Raw genomic sequence first — 16752 nt, 5'->3', positions numbered from 1 at the left:
GTTTTAAGATGATGAGATGGCCTCAGGTACTTCCACCGGAGGCCGTTTTTTTAATCGCCACGTCAGTAATAACGCGATTGCGACCAGTCCCGCCGCCGCCAGATAAATCACCGGGACGCCCGCCCAACTCATCACCAGCCCAGCCAGTGGTCCGGTCACGCCAAGCGATAAATCCATAAATACGGTGTAAGTTGCCAGCGCCGCCCCCTGATTTTGCTGCGGCACTGCTTTGACCGCCACCACACCAAGCGCCGGGAATACCAGAGAAAAACCAGCCCCTGCCAGTAAGACGCCAATTTTCGCCATCCACGGCATGGTCGCCACGCCGACCAACAGCAGGCCAATAATCTCAACGCTAAAGCAGAGCATCGCCACATTTAAGCCGCCGATACGATTTATGCCGTTAGGGAATAACAAACGCGTACCGACAAACGCACAGCTAAACAGCGTCAGCGCGAAAGCCGCACCGTCCCAACCTTTAGCGTCATAAAACAGCGTGATAAAGGTGGCGATGACGCCAAACCCGGCAGAAGCCAGAGCCAGCGCCATCCCGTACAGCCAGACGCGCCCAAGCACCGCGCGAAACGGCAGTGGTTTGCCTTTACTGGCTTTTACCGTCGGACGCGGGATCGCTAACAAAATGGCCACCAGCGCCACGCCCATAATGATTAACGCTAACGCCTGCAAGCCGCCCCAGTGATAAAACACCACACCTAACGGCGCGCCCATTGCCATCGCCCCGTAAGTGACAATGCCGTTCCACGAAATCACCCGCCCGATATGCAGCGAACCAACCACGCCAACGCCCCATAGGGTCGATCCCGTTCCGGCAAAACTTTGCCCAATCCCAAGGATCACGCGCCCCAGGCACAGTAATAACAGGCTGATGACGGGCAGACTGGCGGTTAATCCTGCCGTCAGATACCCCAAACCGCTCAAAAAGCAGCCGCATAAACCGAAGACGACAATCTTTTTAGGTCCCAGCAAATCGGCATAACGCCCGGCATGAGGACGACTCAGCAAAGTGGCGAAATATTGCAGACTGATAACCAACCCCGCCCAGAAGGCGCTAAAGCCCATCACATCATGGACATAGCCCGGCAGCACGGCGAGCGGTAACCCAATGGTCAGATAGCTGGCGAAGTTAAACATGACAATGGAGACAATGCGCAAATTCAGGCGCAATCCGTTTAGCGCGGGTTCGGCTACGGGTTCGGGCATGAGGATCACCACATTTTTACAACAGTGTTTCATTTTTACCACGTGCTGACGTGAAAATCAGCAGTAAGAATCAGAATATTGCTGGCGTGACTCCCGCTACACTTAATACAAAAAGTCACAAGGAAGCCCCAATGGAAACCCCTCAACCCGATAAAACGGGCATGCACATTCTGCTTAAACTGGCCTCGCTGGTAGTGATCCTCGCGGGCATTCACGCAGCGGCAGATATCATTGTGCAACTGTTACTGGCGCTGTTTTTTGCCATCGTCCTCAACCCGCTCGTCACCTGGTTTATTCGTCGCGGAGTACAACGCCCCGTTGCCATTACGATTGTGGTGGTGGTGATGCTGATCGCACTTACCGCACTGGTCGGTGTACTGGCAGCTTCGTTTAACGAATTTATCTCTATGCTGCCGAAGTTTAATAAGGAGCTGACGCGCAAACTTTTTAAATTGCAGGAGATGTTGCCTTTTCTTAATTTGCATATGTCGCCGGAGCGAATGCTGCAGCGGATGGACTCGGAAAAAGTGGTTACCTTCACCACGGCGCTAATGACCGGGCTTTCCGGGGCAATGGCGAGCGTGCTTTTGCTGGTGATGACCGTAGTTTTCATGCTGTTTGAAGTGCGCCACGTCCCTTACAAAATGCGTTTTGCGTTGAATAATCCACAGATTCACATCGCCGGACTACACCGCGCCTTAAAAGGTGTTTCGCACTATCTTGCATTGAAGACACTGCTAAGTTTATGGACAGGCGTAATCGTCTGGCTGGGGCTGGCGCTAATGGGCGTACAGTTTGCGCTGATGTGGGCAGTACTGGCGTTTTTGCTCAACTACGTCCCCAATATCGGCGCGGTAATTTCCGCCGTACCGCCAATGATTCAGGTGCTGCTGTTTAATGGCGTTTACGAATGTATTCTGGTCGGCGCATTGTTTTTAGTGGTCCATATGGTCATCGGCAATATTTTAGAACCGCGGATGATGGGCCATCGCCTGGGGATGTCCACCATGGTGGTATTTCTTTCATTGTTAATTTGGGGATGGCTGCTCGGCCCGGTAGGGATGCTACTTTCGGTACCATTAACCAGCGTGTGTAAAATCTGGATGGAAACCACCAAAGGCGGTAGCAAACTGGCGATTTTACTGGGACCAGGCAGACCGAAAAGTCGATTACCGGGATGAGGCGACAAGTGATACGATACGCACTTTCATTTTCCATTAAACGTTGGCCCTGATATGTATCGGATAGTTCTGGGGAAAGTTTCGACCTTAAGCGCAGCTCCACTGCCACCGGCTTTACGCGATAAAGCACCGCAAGGTCCACGGCGCGAACGCTGGCTGGCGGGGCGTGCATTGCTTTCACACACGCTTTCCCCGCTACCGGAGATCATCTATGGCGAACAAGGCAAACCTGCATTCGCGCCGGAAACGCCGCTATGGTTCAACTTAAGCCATAGCGGTGACGATATCGCCCTGCTGTTGAGCGATGAAGGCGAAGTCGGCTGCGATATCGAAGTGATTCGCCCGCGTGCCAACTGGCGCTGGCTGGCGAACGCGGTGTTCAGCCTCGGAGAACATGCCGAGATGGACGCCGTGCATCCAGATCAGCAACTGGAAATGTTCTGGCGCATCTGGACACGCAAAGAAGCCATCGTTAAACAACGTGGCGGCAGCGCCTGGCAAATCGTCAGCGTAGACAGCACCTATCAGTCCTCGCTGTCAGTCAGCCATTGTCAGCTTGAAAATTTAAGTCTGGCGATCTGCACCCCTACTCCCTTTACGCTCACCGCCGACAGTGTGCAATGGATCGATTCAGTTAACTGATCAGCCCATCCGACTGCCCATCTATTGATCCAGAACAGGTTATCAGTATGACGAATACTTAAAATCGTCATACTTATTTCCGCCATCTATTTTAATCCATTGGGGTTACCATGTTCTCCACACTCCGCCGCACTCTATTTGCGCTGCTGGCTTGTGCGTCTTTTATCGTCCATGCCGCTGCACCAGATGAAATCACCACCGCCTGGCCGGTGAATGTCGGGCCACTAAACCCGCACCTTTACACACCCAACCAGATGTTCGCCCAGAGCATGGTTTATGAACCACTGGTGAAATATCAGGCAGACGGTTCGGTGATCCCGTGGCTGGCAAAAAGCTGGACCCATTCAGAAGATGGCAAAACCTGGACCTTCACCCTGCGTGATGATGTGAAATTCTCTAACGGTGAACCGTTTGATGCAGAGGCCGCGGCAGAAAACTTCCGCGCTGTGCTCGACAACCGTCAACGTCACGCCTGGCTGGAGCTGGCAAACCAGATTGTTGATGTCAAAGCTCTCAGTAAAACCGAGCTGCAAATCACCCTGAAAAGCGCCTACTACCCTTTCCTGCAAGAACTGGCCCTGCCCCGTCCTTTCCGCTTTATCGCCCCCTCGCAGTTTAAAAATAATGAAACCATGAACGGGATTAAAGCGCCGATTGGCACCGGGCCGTGGGTTTTGCAGGAATCGAAACTGAATCAATACGATGTCTTCGTCCGTAACGAAAACTACTGGGGCGAAAAGCCGGCGATTAAAAAGATCACTTTTAACGTGATCCCGGACCCGACTACCCGCGCAGTAGCGTTTGAAACCGGCGATATCGATCTGCTATACGGTAATGAAGGGCTATTACCGCTCGATACCTTCGCCCGCTTTAGCCAGAACCCGGCCTACCACACCCAACTGTCACAGCCGATCGAAACCGTGATGCTGGCGCTTAATACCGCCAAAGCCCCCACCAACGAACTGGCCGTACGTGAAGCTCTCAATTACGCGGTAAACAAAAAATCGCTGATCGATAACGCGTTGTATGGTACCCAGCAGGTCGCCGACACCCTGTTTGCCCCTTCCGTGCCCTATGCCAATCTCGGCCTGAAACCGCGCCAGTACGATCCGCAGAAAGCGAAAGCGTTGCTGGAACAAGCAGGCTGGACGCTGCCCGCAGGCAAAGACATCCGCGAGAAAAATGGTCAGCCGCTGCGCATTGAACTGTCGTTCATCGGCACCGATGCGTTAAGCAAATCAATGGCCGAAATCATTCAGGCTGATATGCGCCAGATTGGCGCGGATGTCACGCTGATCGGCGAAGAAGAGAGCAGTATCTATGCTCGTCAGCGCGACGGTCGTTTTGGCATGATTTTCCACCGTACCTGGGGCGCGCCATACGATCCACACGCCTTCCTGAGTTCAATGCGCGTACCGTCGCACGCTGACTTCCAGGCACAGCAAGGTTTAGCCGACAAGCCACTGATTGATAAAGAGATTGGCGAAGTGCTGGCGACACACGACGAAACACAACGTCAGGCACTGTATCGCGACATTCTGACCCGTCTGCATGACGAGGCGGTTTATCTGCCCATCAGCTATATCTCAATGATGGTGGTTTCAAAACCGGAACTGGGTAACATCCCCTACGCGCCGATCGCCACCGAAATCCCGTTCGAACAGATTAAACCGGTGAAACCTTAATGTTGCGTTATGTATTACGCCGCTTTCTGCTGCTGATCCCGATGGTGCTCGCCGCCTCGGTGATCATTTTTCTGATGCTGCGCCTCGGCACCGGCGACCCGGCGCTCGATTATCTGCGTCTGTCTAACCTACCGCCGACGCCGGAAATGCTGGCTTCTACCCGCACCATGCTGGGGCTGGATCAGCCGTTGTACGTGCAGTACGGAACCTGGTTGTGGAAAGCGCTGCATCTTGACTTTGGTATCTCATTCGCCAGCCAACGCCCGGTGCTGGACGATATGCTGACCTTCCTGCCCGCCACGCTGGAACTGGCGGGCGCGGCGCTAGTGTTAATTCTGCTCACTTCCGTGCCGCTCGGCATCTGGGCGGCGCGCCATCGCGACCGCCTGCCGGATTTCGCCGTGCGTTTTATCGCGTTTCTTGGCGTGTCGATGCCTAACTTCTGGTTGGCGTTTTTACTGGTGATGGCATTTTCAGTGTATCTGCAATGGCTGCCCGCGATGGGTTACGGCGGCTGGCAGCATATCATTTTGCCTGCGGTTTCCATCGCCTTTATGTCGCTGGCGATTAACGCGCGTCTGCTGCGCGCCAGCATGCTGGACGTCGCCGGTCAGCGTCATGTGACCTGGGCGCGGCTGCGCGGCCTGAACGACAAACAGACCGAACGCCGCCATATCCTGCGCAATGCCTCGCTGCCGATGATCACCGCCGTGGGGATGCACATTGGCGAACTGATTGGCGGGACGATGATTATCGAAAACATCTTTGCCTGGCCGGGCGTCGGGCGCTATGCGGTGTCGGCGATTTTTAACCGTGACTATCCGGTGATCCAATGCTTTACGCTGATGATGGTAGTGGTTTTTGTGGTCTGTAATTTGATTGTCGATTTGCTCAACGCCGCGCTGGACCCGCGCATTCGTCGTCATGAAGGAGCGCACGCGTGAACTTTTTCCTCTCTTCTCGCTGGTCGGTACGCCTGGCGCTCATCATTATCGCCCTGCTGGCACTGATTGCGCTCACCAGCCAGTGGTGGCTGCCATACGATCCCCAGGTCATTGATTTGCCGTCGCGTCTGCTTTCTCCGGATGCACAGCACTGGCTGGGCACCGATCACTTAGGACGCGATATTTTCTCACGGCTGATGGCGGCGACCCGTGTGTCGCTTGGCTCGGTAATGGCCTGCCTGCTGTTGGTGCTGACATTAGGGCTGATTATTGGCGGCAGCGCCGGGCTGATTGGCGGGCGCGTTGATCAGGCCACCATGCGCGTGGCGGATATGTTTATGACCTTCCCGACGTCGATTCTGTCGTTCTTTATGGTCGGCGTACTCGGCACCGGGTTGACCAACGTGATTATCGCCATCGCCCTTTCGCACTGGGCGTGGTACGCGCGCATGGTCCGCAGTCTGGTGATTTCACTGCGCCAGCGCGAGTTTGTGCTGGCATCACGGCTTTCTGGCGCGGGCCATGTGCGGGTGTTTATCGATCATCTGGCGGGCGCGGTGATCCCTTCACTGCTGGTGCTGGCGACGCTGGATATCGGCCATATGATGCTACACGTCGCGGGGATGTCCTTCCTCGGTCTCGGTGTGACCGCCCCGACCGCCGAATGGGGCGTGATGATTAACGATGCACGTCAGTATATCTGGACCCAGCCGCTGCAAATGTTCTGGCCGGGACTGGCGCTGTTTATCAGCGTGATGGCCTTTAACCTGGTGGGTGACGCACTGCGCGATCATCTGGACCCTCATCTGGTGACGGAGCACGCACACTAATGCCGCAACAGATTGAACTACGTAATATCGCGCTACAGGCCGCGCAACCGCTGGTGCACGGCGTATCGTTAACCCTGCAACGCGGGCGCGTGCTGGCGTTAGTCGGCGGTAGTGGTAGCGGGAAGTCGCTGACCTGCGCTGCGACGCTGGGCATTCTGCCCGCTGGCGTTCGCCAGACGGCGGGGGACATTTTGGCCGATGGCAAACCGGTTTCTCCCTGCGCCCTGCGCGGTATCAAAATTGCCACCATCATGCAGAACCCGCGCAGTGCCTTTAATCCGCTGCACACCATGCACACGCACGCGCGGGAAACTTGCCAGGCACTGGGGAAACCCGCCGATGACGCCACGCTTATCGCCGCTATAGAAGCGGTAGGGCTGGAAAACGCCGCACGCGTGCTGAAGCTGTACCCGTTCGAGATGAGCGGCGGCATGTTGCAGCGCATGATGATTGCGATGGCAGTGCTATGTGAATCACCGTTTATCATCGCCGATGAACCGACCACCGATCTTGATGTAGTAGCGCAAGCACGCATTCTGGATCTGCTGGAAAGTATTATGCAAAAACAAGCGCCGGGAATGCTGCTGGTTACCCATGATATGGGCGTGGTAGCGCGTCTGGCAGACGATGTGGCGGTGATGTCTCACGGTAAGATTGTTGAGCAGGGCGATGTCGAAACGCTGTTTAACGCCCCCAAACATGCGGTAACGCGCAGCCTGGTTTCTGCTCACCTCGCCCTTTATGGTATGGAGCTGGCATCATGACTTTACTTAACGTCTCCGACCTTTCACACCAGTACGCACACGGAGGATTCAGCGGTAAGCACCAGCATCAGGCAGTGCTCAATAACGTTTCGCTGACCCTGAAAAGCGGTGAAACCGTCGCCCTGCTGGGACGCAGCGGCTGCGGAAAAAGCACTCTCGCGCGGCTGCTGGTAGGCTTAGAGTCGCCCTCACAAGGGAATATTAGCTGGCGCGGCGAATCGTTGGCAAAGCTCAATCGCGCCCAGCGTAAAGCGTTCCGCCGCGATATTCAGATGGTATTTCAGGACTCCATCAGCGCCGTGAATCCGCGCAAAACCGTGCGCGAGATCCTGCGTGAACCGATGCGCCACCTGCTATCACTGAAAAAATCCGAACAACTGGCGCGCGCCAGCGAAATGCTGAAGGCGGTCGATCTCGATGACAGCGTTCTAGACAAACGCCCATCGCAGTTAAGCGGCGGTCAGCTCCAGCGCGTCTGCCTGGCTCGCGCGCTGGCGGTCGAACCGAAACTACTGATTCTGGATGAAGCCGTTTCTAACCTTGATCTCGTGTTACAGGCGGGCGTCATTCGCCTGCTGAAAAAGCTACAACAACAGTTTGGTGCCGCCTGCCTGTTCATCACCCACGACTTACGCCTGGTGGAACGCTTCTGTCAGCGGGTGATGGTGATGGACAACGGACAAATCGTCGAAACCCAGATGGTGGGAGATAAATTAACCTTTTCCTCTGACGCCGGACGTGTGCTACAAAACGCGGTATTACCCGCATTCCCAGTGCGCCGTCGCGCCACAGAAAAGGTTTAAGTCAATGCAACGAGTCACCATCACCCTTGATGACGATTTACTGGAGACGCTGGACAGCCTGAGCCAGCGTCGTGGTTATAACAACCGTTCCGAAGCTATCCGCGATATTTTGCGTAGTGCTCTGGCGCAGGAGGCCACCCAGCAGCACGGCACACAAGGTTTCGCGGTGCTGTCGTATGTGTATGAACACGAAAAACGCGACTTAGCCAGCCGTATTGTCTCCACCCAGCATCATCACCACGACCTCTCAGTCGCCACGCTGCATGTGCATATCAATCACGACGATTGCCTGGAAATCGCCGTGTTGAAAGGTGACATGGGCGACGTGCAACATTTTGCCGATGACGTTATCGCCCAGCGCGGCGTGCGGCACGGGCATTTGCAGTGCTTGCCGAAGGAAGATTGAGTTATTTCTAAAACGAGGAAAGAAAAGATATTAACTGAACTTAATTTATAAAATTAAGTTCAGTTGCATAGATAGATCCTGTAAAGGCAGATATTCTGCGTATTGTACGCCGCTAAAATTTATAAATGATTCAAACGCTCATTTAGCGTTTCAATAATATAAGTATTTACAGAGACTTGTTGCTGCGCAGCCGCATTATTAAGGCGTTCACTCAGCGATTCTGGATAGCGTAATGTAAAGGTCTTAATCTTTTCTGTACGCGCATACGGCTCAATACCCGCAGCTTTACAATCCTCAAGATACTCTCGCAGGGAAAGCTCCCCTTCTTTTTGCAGCCCCTGAATGCTGTCAGAGACAAAATCACAATAACCTGACAAGCCCAGGAATTTGCCACGAAATGCATTCAGTTCTGGCACGTAAGTGATAACAGCAGGTTGCCCGGCAATCTCCATAGAGTTTGGCGTCTTCAGTTTGATCATGGTTTTACCCCTATACTTAGTAACCAGTCACGCACGCTTTCTACAGCGCCTTTATCGGTATCTGGCGACGGATGAGGCCGATGGAAACACGCAACGCTCATATTTAGTATGAACTTACAACGCGAACCTCTTCCTTCCTTAATTTCTCCGCCTAATGCTTTAACCAGTGACTCGATATCAGACCACTTAATCCCTTGAGGAACAGGAGATTTAAATATTTGATCCAATGTATTTTTTTGTTTCTTCCGTAAAGCCTGTACCTGGGTTCTCATGGCATGTCCTTATGACTTCACTTTATGACATCAATAGTATGACATCACAATATGAAGTCAAGTTTCCCTTCCTTACGCCATTGTCCCAATCGTCTTCCTGAATCGCAGCAACGCGATGGTGAAAAACGCGCCGCCAATTGCCATCAACGTCAGGAACTGCGGCCAGACGATTTCGAATCCTGCACCACGGTAGAGAATGGCCTGCGCGAGGCTGACAAAGTGTGTCGTCGGCATGGTCAGCATAATGTCCTGCACCATCTGCGGCATACTTTCGCGCGGCGTGGAGCCACCGGAAAGCATTTGCAGCGGCAGTAGCACCAGAATCACCAGCAGCCCCAGTTGCGGCATTGAACGCGCTATCGTCCCCATAAAAATTCCGATTGACGTGGTGGCAAACAGACTGAGCGCCACGCCAAGCATAAACAGCGGGATCGAGCCTTCAATCGGTACGCCCAGCACGCCTTTTACCATCAGCACCAGCGATAATCCCGATACCACCAGCACCACCAGCCCCATCGACCAGACCTTCGCCATCATGATCTCAAACGGCGTTATCGGCATCACCAGTAAGTGTTCCACCGTGCCGTGTTCACGCTCGCGGATCAGCGCCGATCCGGTCAACACAATCGCCAGCATGGTAATGTTGTTGATGATCGCCATCACCCCGCCAAACCACGCGGGATCGAGGTTCGGATTAAAGCGCATGCGGGTTTCCAGCGATACCAACGGTTCGCTGTTATCACGGTAGCGCGCGACAAAGCTGTTCACTTCACCGTTGATAATATTCTGGATATAACCGTTGCCAGTGAATGCCTGGCTCATGCGCGTGGCATCGACGTTCACCTGAATATCCGGCTGGCGTCCTGCGAGGACATCACGCTGAAAATTAGGCGGAATATTTATCGCGAAGGTATAGCGCCCGGCGTCCAGCCCAGCATCCATCTCATCGGCGGTGATCATCTCCGGGGGCAAAAACCACGGGCGGTAGAAGCTGTTAACGATCCGGTTCGATAACTGCGATTGATCCATATCGGCAATAGCGATCGGTGCCAGATTCAACGATCCTGGCGTGACGGTCGCTGACGAATACACCGACACCGTAAACGAGAAAATAATCAGCGTCAGCATCGCTTTATCACCAAGCAGACTGCGCAACTCTTTGATACCCAGATTAAAAATATTGCGTAAATGGCGCATCATCCCTCCTGTTTTTTCAGCAGCAGGATGCTTAAGCCCATCACCAGTGGAATGGCTATCAGCAACGGGATAAAAAGTTGCCATAAATCCGTCAGATCCAGCGCCTTCGAGAACGTCCCGCGGGCGATAGTCAGAAAATGACTGGTAGGGTAAACCTCGCCGATCCAACGTCCTGGACCTTCCAGCGAAGCTACCGGATCGATCATCCCGGAAAACTGCGTCGCCGGGATCAACGTGATAATCGCCGTACCGAAAATGGCGGCAATCTGGCTTTTCATAAAGGTGGAGATCAGCAGCCCCATTCCGGTGGCGATGATGATATACAGCAACGCCGCCAGAGTGAGCGTCAGGAAACTGCCTTTATGCGGCACGCCAAACACAAACACCGACAGGCCGCAGAGCAGGAAAAAGTTCAGCATCCCCAGCGCGATGTACGGTAGCTGTTTGCCAAGCAAAAATTCGCTACGGGTGGTGGGAGTCACGTAAAGGTTGATAATCGACCCCAACTCTTTTTCCCGCACCACGCTAAGGGCGCTTAGCATTGACGGAATCATCATCAGCAGAAGCGGGATCACCGCCGGAACAATCGCTGGCAGGCTTTTTACGTCCGGGTTATAGCGATAGCGTGTCTCAATATTCATCAGCCCGCTTTGGCTCGCGGGCGTGGATTGCCGACTCGCCACATCCTGTAGCCAGCTCTGGTGCATGGCCTGCACGTAACCTTTTACCGTTTCGGCACGACTGGGCATCGCACCGTCGATCCAGACACCGAGTTCCACAGGCGTACCACGCGCGATATCGCGCCCGAAATTGGGTGGAATCTCAATCGCCACCGTGATATCGCCCGCACGCATCCGACGATCAAGCTCGTCATAACTGGTGAGCGGCGGCTGCTCGATAAAGTAACGGGAACCGGAGAGATTGAGCGTCCACGCCTGGCTACTGACGGTCTGGTCGCGGTCGAGCACCGCAAAGCGCAGATTTTCCACATCCATACTGATGCCATAACCCATTATCAGCATCAGGATCACCGTTCCCATCAGCGCCAGCGTCGAACGTACCGGATCGCGGCGCAGTTCCAGTGCTTCGCGACGGCTGTAGCTAAACAGACGTCGCAGGCTAAATCCCTGACGCGGCGCGTGGGTGGTGTCATGTACCACAGGCGGCGCTTCGGCTTCGTTGCTCTGCCCTGCCGCTTCCTGCAAATAGGCGATAAATGCCTCTTCCAGACTGGCGGCTCCGCGTTTCTCAACCAGTTCCTGCGGTGTACCGCTGGCAAGCACTTTTCCGGCGTGCATTAGTGAGATGCGGTCGCAGCGTTCCGCTTCGTTCATAAAGTGGGTGGAGATGAAAATGGTCACTTTGTCCTGGCGCGAAAGATCGACCATTAACTGCCAGAACATATCCCTCGCCACTGGATCGACGCCAGAAGTAGGCTCATCGAGGATTAACATCTCCGGGCGATGAATCACCGCCACCGCCAGCGAAAGCCGCTGGCGAATGCCGAGCGGCAATGACTCCGGCAGAACATCTTCAACGTCGTTGAGCTTAAAACGCTCGCTCATTTCAGCCACTCGCGCGGGAATTTCCGCTTCCGGAATGTGAAACAAACGGGCATGTAACTCCAGGTTTTGCCGCACGGTGAGTTCGTTATAGAGCGAAAACGCCTGCGACATATAGCCCACCCGACGGCGAGTATCGATATCTTTTGGATCAACCGGTTGCCCGAACAGCCACGCCTCACCTTCGCTGGCAGGCAGCAGTCCGGTAAGCATTTTCATGGTGGTGGATTTACCGCAGCCGTTCGAACCGAGGAAGCCAAAAATCTCCCCGCGTGGAATGCGGAAATTGACGTGATCAACGGCAACGAAGGAACCAAAACGCATGGTCAGATCGCGCGCTTCGATGGCAATCTCTGCGTTTTCAGGTTGATACGGTGGGATCACTACCGCCTGATGCGCCTGCCGTTGTGCTTGCGGTAACAGATTTATAAATGCTTCTTCCAGCGTGGCGCTTTGCGTTTGCTGCCGCAGCTCTTCGGCGCTGCCAGTCGCCAGTACTTCTCCGGCATTCATCGCTACCAGCCAGTCGAAGCGTTCCGCCTCTTCCATATAGGCGGTGGCAACCAGCACGCTCATATTGCTCTGCCGCTGGCGAATACTGTCGATCAGATCCCAGAACTGGGCGCGAGAGAGCGGGTCAACCCCCGTTGTTGGCTCATCAAGAATCAACAATTCCGGGTCGTGGATTAACGCACAGCACAGCCCCAGTTTTTGCTTCATCCCGCCGGAGAGTTTACCTGCCGGACGATCGCGAAACGGTGCTAACCCGGTGCTGGTCAGCAGCTCATTAATTCGGACTTCCCGCTCCGCTTTGTCGTGACCGAACAGGCGGGCGAAAAAATCGACGTTTTCATACACCGACAAGGTGTGGTAGAGGTTTTTGCCCAGTCCCTGCGGCATCCAGGCAATGCGCGGGCAGACGTCACGGCGATGCCTCGGGTCGCGCATATCGCCGCCCAGCACGATCACGTTGCCCTGCTCAATGACGCGGGCACCGGAAATCAGTGACAACAAACTCGACTTCCCAACGCCGTCCGGGCCAATCAGCCCGACCATGCAGCGGGCCGGAATATCGAGAGTGATATTGTTCAGCGCAACGGTTTTTCCATAATGCTGGCTCACGCCCGCCAGTTGCGCGACAGGCGGGACGGGAACCAGTTCCAGATGCGTCATTGCGGCAACCTCACCGCAAGGTCGTCAGGCCACGGAAGTTCTTCGTTCACCCGCACCCACGCCACGCCCGGCAAACCGGTTTTGACATATTCCAGATGTTGCTGGAGTAATTCCGGTGGGATACGCGCTTTGACGCGGAACATCAGTTTCAGCCGCTCATCGCTGGTTTCGACGGTTTTTGGCGTGAACTGGGCGACGCTGGCGACAAAGCTGATGGACGCAGGAATACGCAGATCTGGCGCGGCATCGAGGATCAGTCGGGCTTCGCCGCCCAGTTTCAGCGTGCCCGCCTGTTCGGTTGGCAGGAAGAAGGTCATATAGACATCGCTGAGATCGACCATATTTAGCACCCGACCGCCTGCTGCCAGCACTTCGCCTGGCTCGGCAACCCGATACTGCACGCGTCCGTCACGCGGGGCTTTCAGTTCACTGTCATCGATATCTGCGGCAATGCGCCGCTCAGTGGCTTGTGCCGCTTCGACGCGGGTTTGCGCCTGAATGATATTGGTGCGTGCTGCTTCTATAGCCGCTTTAGAAGCCGATACCTGAGCTTTCGCCGATTCCAGCGCGGCTCGGGCGCTCTCGGCGGCGGCGCGATCGTCATCCAGCTGTTGCGCAGAAATAGCCCCCCGTTGGGCAAGCGAGCGGGAACGCGTATGACGTTTAGCCACGGAGTCCAGTTCTGCCTGGCGTTGATTAACCAGCGACTGTGCGGCGCGAGTTTCGCTTTGCCGTTGCTCCAGCAAAGCCTGCGCGGCGGCAACGGCGCTTTGTGCTTCTTTGATTTGCGCGATGGCTTCCAGTCGCTGTTCCTGCAACACGCGAGTATCCATCTTCGCCAGCACTTCGCCTTCGCGAACAAACTGGCCTTCTTTCACCAGAATGGTATCGATACGCCCGGCAATTTTGCTGGCGATATCCACTTCCGTCGCTTCAATGCGCCCATTGCTGACGGCAAAGCCTTCCGGCACACCTGCCGGGCGCAACAGCCACCACGCCACGACGGCAGCCACCGCCAGTAACCCGACAACCCACCACGCCAGATGGCTCTTACTCTTATCCATAATCGACCCGCCATAATCCCTGTAAACAAACGACGCGTGTTACAACTGCCGCCGAACGACGTTCAGCGGATTCTTCCATCCGGGATAAGAAGGAAACGGCAAATACGACCAGCGCGCAGAGCATTGAGCGCCAATGGGGAAGGCTTAGTGAAAACGGGTAGTAATGTTGTCATCATCAGCATTCCTGGCCGTAAATGAAACACGCATACTCATAAGTGTGATCTATAAAACTGGCTGATAAAACGGTATCCATCCTGTTGGATAGCGTTTCACGCCTGTTCAGTTGCAGGAACAGAGCATTCCTTTTTACGTTTTATCAACAGTCTCAACCAGATAGTAACATTAATATTCATGTTGTCTATGGTTCAAAGCTGTAACAGCGTGCGCCTTCTACTCAAAGGCATAAGTTCATTTCTGTTTTTTTCATGCTGGTAAGACGTCCAGGGAGCGGTTACCTCAGGCCCTGCACCAGGATTAATTTGGCAATTATGCATACTGTACATCCTTCCGGCATGTTTACTGTCACGGGCGTTCAGACCTAAAACAGCCCCCATTTCACCTATGAGTTCTCTTCCACCATTACCGTTATGTGCAACAACTTGATTTATACCTAACATTTGTGAGCATGCTAATAGTGCTTCAAGTTTGGGCCTGTAATCTGTCGAGATGGAAAAATAACGATTAAAAGATTGACAAGAGATGGCCCGGCTAATTTTAAATTTTTTACCATTAATTATGGTATGATGCTTTTTATTAATGATTGCCGCTAATTCGACCGGATCGAGAACATTGGTCATTTCATCTTTAGAGACTGTTATCGGACCTAAAATGTAACGTTCGCGTTGTATGTCGAAAGTTATCCCATGATGATTTGCCATTATTTTATATTTGGGGTCATAGAAACATACAGGATAATCTTTTATCCCAGCGTAGGTATCTTCATTAAGTGGTTTCATACGCGTGAAGTTCTGCATATAGTTACCATTGCAATTTGTTTCATGATTTCCAGCTAATACATGAACATTTTCATTGATACTCATTATGCGTTTTAACAAATCGATGATAAATTGATCGCCACAGATATTACTAAACCGATCGCCGGTTTGGTCACCCAGAAACGTACATGGCGTCACTGCGCCTTTATTAATAACCAAATAAGGCTGAAGACTTTCTAAAACTATATCTCTTCTGTTCAGAATACTGATTATTGTATTAACATTAGTGTCAAGTTGCTCATTAAAGTTCTCCCTTAGCAATACGTTGAGAACTTCATCTTCTATATTAAGCAACTGACTAAGGAAATTTTCTCCTTCAGCCATAATACCCAAATGACCTGTTGCAGTAAGCGCATACAAAACGGCACCGACTGAGCCATCAGTATCACCGAAATAGGTCGGTCTGGTACTTGTAGGATCAACGGGTGAGCAATTTGAGAAATAGACTCTATTAGCAAAATGGGCCTTTATTACTGTTTCGAATTTAATATCAAATATATTGTATTGCGAAGTTTTCCAGTCCCAGAGGGGTTTGTACGACTCAGTAACTACAATATCATTCATATTACCATCTTCTGTCATGGCATTAAGAAAACAAACAATGCTGCACCAATTTATTTCTATGTTATCAAGAGGGCAACCGTAATTTTTTCCATTAATTGTCACAATAAACTGATAACTATTATTCCTGCGTAGGATATGAACACGCATGCCCGATAGCATACTATATTTTTCTGATTGATACGTCTGTATGGAAAATGAAATCTTGTCATCTTGAAAAGATTGTTGGAAGCGTTCTATTTGCCAGTCATCTATTTTTTCCACAACTTCACCGAGCATTGTCCTGGCAATACTTGATATGTCATCACCTAAGCCATTTGCTATATACCCAAACAGTTCTTTAGTGAAGTTGGTAACATGATCTTGCATAATATCATTTGCGGGGATTGTCGTCGTACTGTCGTGAGTACCGGTCACAGCTCCAATTTTCATTTTTTACCTCATGCTATTCACTGCGAGGAATACGTAGTTAATATTTAATCTTATGACATACACCTCATGTTCGATGGAAAAACAATTATATTTTGCACAAATCATTCAGCCTTAAGGCATAATATGAAATTTCTTATCTCAAAGTAGACAAAATCCCTAGAGATTGTAGAGGCGTTATCAGAACATACCTCTACAATCGATTAAGAAAACCTATGAAATACTTTCAGGATTAATAAGACATACCACAGTATTCATGGAGTTTTAATGAGATTGAAAACAACTAAGCCCTGATGAATAAATTATTTTATTATTTTTATCACGTACTTCCTTCCGGGAATTTAGACCCATAATACCATTATCAAATTGTTGATTCTGATCTACCCCGAGCCCATGATGGCCATATTTTTGTCTAATGTATTTGCTGGGGTCTTCACATTTGAGTTTCTCTCCACATTTAAAGATATCTTCAGGTTTTGGTCTGAAAGCAGTAGTGTTATTAAAATAATCAGTATATAAAGCAGTGGGTTTCATCATATTGCTT

General features: G+C 52.4%; 17 protein-coding genes. 8 read left to right on the top strand and 9 right to left on the bottom strand.

Going from position 1 to position 16752, the window contains the following annotated elements; translation table 11 throughout:
- Positions 1-3 precede the first annotated feature (3 nt).
- A complete protein-coding gene (locus tag HEN33_RS04055; protein ID WP_123057336.1) occupies positions 4-1254 on the bottom strand; it encodes an MFS transporter in 1251 nt (416 codons plus the stop codon).
- A gap of 98 nt (positions 1255-1352) precedes the next feature.
- On the opposite strand from HEN33_RS04055, the gene HEN33_RS04050 reads away from it, so the two are divergent.
- The 8 genes from HEN33_RS04050 (at position 1353) to nikR (ending at position 8476) form a co-directional block, all read left to right on the top strand.
- A complete protein-coding gene (locus tag HEN33_RS04050; protein ID WP_000449758.1) occupies positions 1353-2402 on the top strand; it encodes an AI-2E family transporter in 1050 nt (349 codons plus the stop codon).
- A 54-nt stretch (positions 2403-2456) separates the two neighbouring features.
- The gene (gene acpT / locus HEN33_RS04045) at positions 2457-3044 is read left to right on the top strand and encodes a 4'-phosphopantetheinyl transferase AcpT (RefSeq protein ID WP_032303967.1); all 588 of its coding nucleotides are present in this window, start codon (positions 2457-2459) and stop codon (positions 3042-3044) included.
- Positions 3045-3154: 110 nt separating this feature from the next.
- Positions 3155-4729: a nickel ABC transporter substrate-binding protein gene (gene nikA, locus HEN33_RS04040; RefSeq protein WP_176262964.1), complete on the top strand. Its 1575-nt coding sequence runs from the start codon at positions 3155-3157 to the stop codon at positions 4727-4729.
- A complete protein-coding gene (gene nikB, locus HEN33_RS04035) occupies positions 4729-5673 on the top strand; it encodes a nickel ABC transporter permease subunit NikB (RefSeq protein WP_000947080.1) in 945 nt (314 codons plus the stop codon). Before nikA ends, nikB begins: the two co-directional genes overlap by 1 nt.
- A complete protein-coding gene (gene nikC / locus HEN33_RS04030; RefSeq protein WP_001008972.1) occupies positions 5670-6503 on the top strand; it encodes a nickel ABC transporter permease subunit NikC in 834 nt (277 codons plus the stop codon). Before nikB ends, nikC begins: the two co-directional genes overlap by 4 nt.
- Positions 6503-7267: a nickel import ATP-binding protein NikD gene (gene nikD / locus HEN33_RS04025; protein WP_176262965.1), complete on the top strand. Its 765-nt coding sequence runs from the start codon at positions 6503-6505 to the stop codon at positions 7265-7267. The genes nikC and nikD overlap by 1 nt, the downstream gene beginning before the upstream one ends.
- Positions 7264-8070, top strand: a complete 807-nt coding sequence (gene nikE, locus HEN33_RS04020) for a nickel import ATP-binding protein NikE (protein WP_176262966.1) — start codon at positions 7264-7266, stop codon at positions 8068-8070. The genes nikD and nikE overlap by 4 nt, the downstream gene beginning before the upstream one ends.
- A gap of 4 nt (positions 8071-8074) precedes the next feature.
- Entirely contained in the window at positions 8075-8476 is a 402-nt protein-coding gene (gene nikR / locus HEN33_RS04015) for a nickel-responsive transcriptional regulator NikR (protein ID WP_001190062.1), read from the top strand.
- Between the two features lie 119 nt (positions 8477-8595).
- On the opposite strand, the gene HEN33_RS04010 is transcribed toward nikR, so the two are convergent.
- From HEN33_RS04010 to HEN33_RS03980, 8 genes are all read right to left on the bottom strand, one after another.
- Entirely contained in the window at positions 8596-8955 is a 360-nt protein-coding gene (locus HEN33_RS04010; RefSeq protein ID WP_000593555.1) for a type II toxin-antitoxin system HicB family antitoxin, read from the bottom strand.
- Positions 8952-9227 carry a type II toxin-antitoxin system HicA family toxin gene (locus tag HEN33_RS04005; protein ID WP_001260301.1) on the bottom strand — a complete coding sequence of 92 codons (276 nt, stop codon included), beginning with the start codon at positions 9225-9227 and terminating at the stop codon, positions 8952-8954. The genes HEN33_RS04010 and HEN33_RS04005 overlap by 4 nt, the downstream gene beginning before the upstream one ends.
- Positions 9228-9299: 72 nt before the next feature.
- Positions 9300-10424 (bottom strand): ABC transporter permease, encoded by a 1125-nt coding sequence (locus tag HEN33_RS04000; RefSeq protein WP_024212196.1) that lies wholly within the window; start codon positions 10422-10424, stop codon positions 9300-9302.
- Positions 10424-13159: a ribosome-associated ATPase/putative transporter RbbA gene (gene rbbA / locus HEN33_RS03995; protein ID WP_032185361.1), complete on the bottom strand. Its 2736-nt coding sequence runs from the start codon at positions 13157-13159 to the stop codon at positions 10424-10426. Before rbbA ends, HEN33_RS04000 begins: the two co-directional genes overlap by 1 nt.
- Positions 13156-14223 carry an HlyD family secretion protein gene (locus HEN33_RS03990; RefSeq protein ID WP_088542102.1) on the bottom strand — a complete coding sequence of 356 codons (1068 nt, stop codon included), beginning with the start codon at positions 14221-14223 and terminating at the stop codon, positions 13156-13158. Before HEN33_RS03990 ends, rbbA begins: the two co-directional genes overlap by 4 nt.
- Positions 14224-14285: 62 nt before the next feature.
- Positions 14286-14399 carry a protein YhiY gene (yhiY, locus tag HEN33_RS26275; protein WP_001296785.1) on the bottom strand — a complete coding sequence of 38 codons (114 nt, stop codon included), beginning with the start codon at positions 14397-14399 and terminating at the stop codon, positions 14286-14288.
- Positions 14400-14588: 189 nt separating this feature from the next.
- On the bottom strand, positions 14589-16211 hold the full coding sequence (locus HEN33_RS03985) for a DUF4049 domain-containing protein (RefSeq protein WP_176262967.1): 1623 nt from the start codon (positions 16209-16211) through the stop codon (positions 14589-14591).
- 261 nt (positions 16212-16472) lie between these two features.
- Positions 16473-16752, bottom strand: a 280-nt coding sequence (locus HEN33_RS03980; protein ID WP_183083416.1) for a DUF4049 domain-containing protein, incomplete at its 5' end; no start/stop codon positions are given.

Source organism: Escherichia sp. 94.0001, assembly GCF_013369155.2.
GTDB lineage: Bacteria > Pseudomonadota > Gammaproteobacteria > Enterobacterales > Enterobacteriaceae > Escherichia > Escherichia coli_F.
Note: the sequence above shows the minus strand (reverse complement) of the source record. Positions and strands in the feature narration are given on the sequence as shown.

Bases quoted from the DNA above. Each gene is read 5' to 3' on its own strand.
- HEN33_RS04055 (WP_123057336.1), bottom strand. From the start codon at position 1,254: ATGAAACACTGTTGTAAAAATGTGGTGATCCTCATGCCCGAACCCGTA.
- HEN33_RS04050 (WP_000449758.1), top strand. From the start codon at position 1,353: ATGGAAACCCCTCAACCCGATAAAACGGGCATGCACATTCTGCTTAAA.
- acpT (WP_032303967.1), top strand. From the start codon at position 2,457: ATGTATCGGATAGTTCTGGGGAAAGTTTCGACCTTAAGCGCAGCTCCA.
- nikA (WP_176262964.1), top strand. From the start codon at position 3,155: ATGTTCTCCACACTCCGCCGCACTCTATTTGCGCTGCTGGCTTGTGCG.
- nikB (WP_000947080.1), top strand. From the start codon at position 4,729: ATGTTGCGTTATGTATTACGCCGCTTTCTGCTGCTGATCCCGATGGTG.
- nikD (WP_176262965.1), top strand. From the start codon at position 6,503: ATGCCGCAACAGATTGAACTACGTAATATCGCGCTACAGGCCGCGCAA.
- nikE (WP_176262966.1), top strand. From the start codon at position 7,264: ATGACTTTACTTAACGTCTCCGACCTTTCACACCAGTACGCACACGGA.
- nikR (WP_001190062.1), top strand. From the start codon at position 8,075: ATGCAACGAGTCACCATCACCCTTGATGACGATTTACTGGAGACGCTG.
- HEN33_RS04010 (WP_000593555.1), bottom strand. From the start codon at position 8,955: ATGATCAAACTGAAGACGCCAAACTCTATGGAGATTGCCGGGCAACCT.
- HEN33_RS04005 (WP_001260301.1), bottom strand. From the start codon at position 9,227: ATGAGAACCCAGGTACAGGCTTTACGGAAGAAACAAAAAAATACATTG.
- HEN33_RS04000 (WP_024212196.1), bottom strand. From the start codon at position 10,424: ATGCGCCATTTACGCAATATTTTTAATCTGGGTATCAAAGAGTTGCGC.
- rbbA (WP_032185361.1), bottom strand. From the start codon at position 13,159: ATGACGCATCTGGAACTGGTTCCCGTCCCGCCTGTCGCGCAACTGGCG.
- HEN33_RS03990 (WP_088542102.1), bottom strand. From the start codon at position 14,223: ATGGATAAGAGTAAGAGCCATCTGGCGTGGTGGGTTGTCGGGTTACTG.
- yhiY (WP_001296785.1), bottom strand. From the start codon at position 14,399: ATGATGACAACATTACTACCCGTTTTCACTAAGCCTTCCCCATTGGCG.
- HEN33_RS03985 (WP_176262967.1), bottom strand. From the start codon at position 16,211: ATGAAAATTGGAGCTGTGACCGGTACTCACGACAGTACGACGACAATC.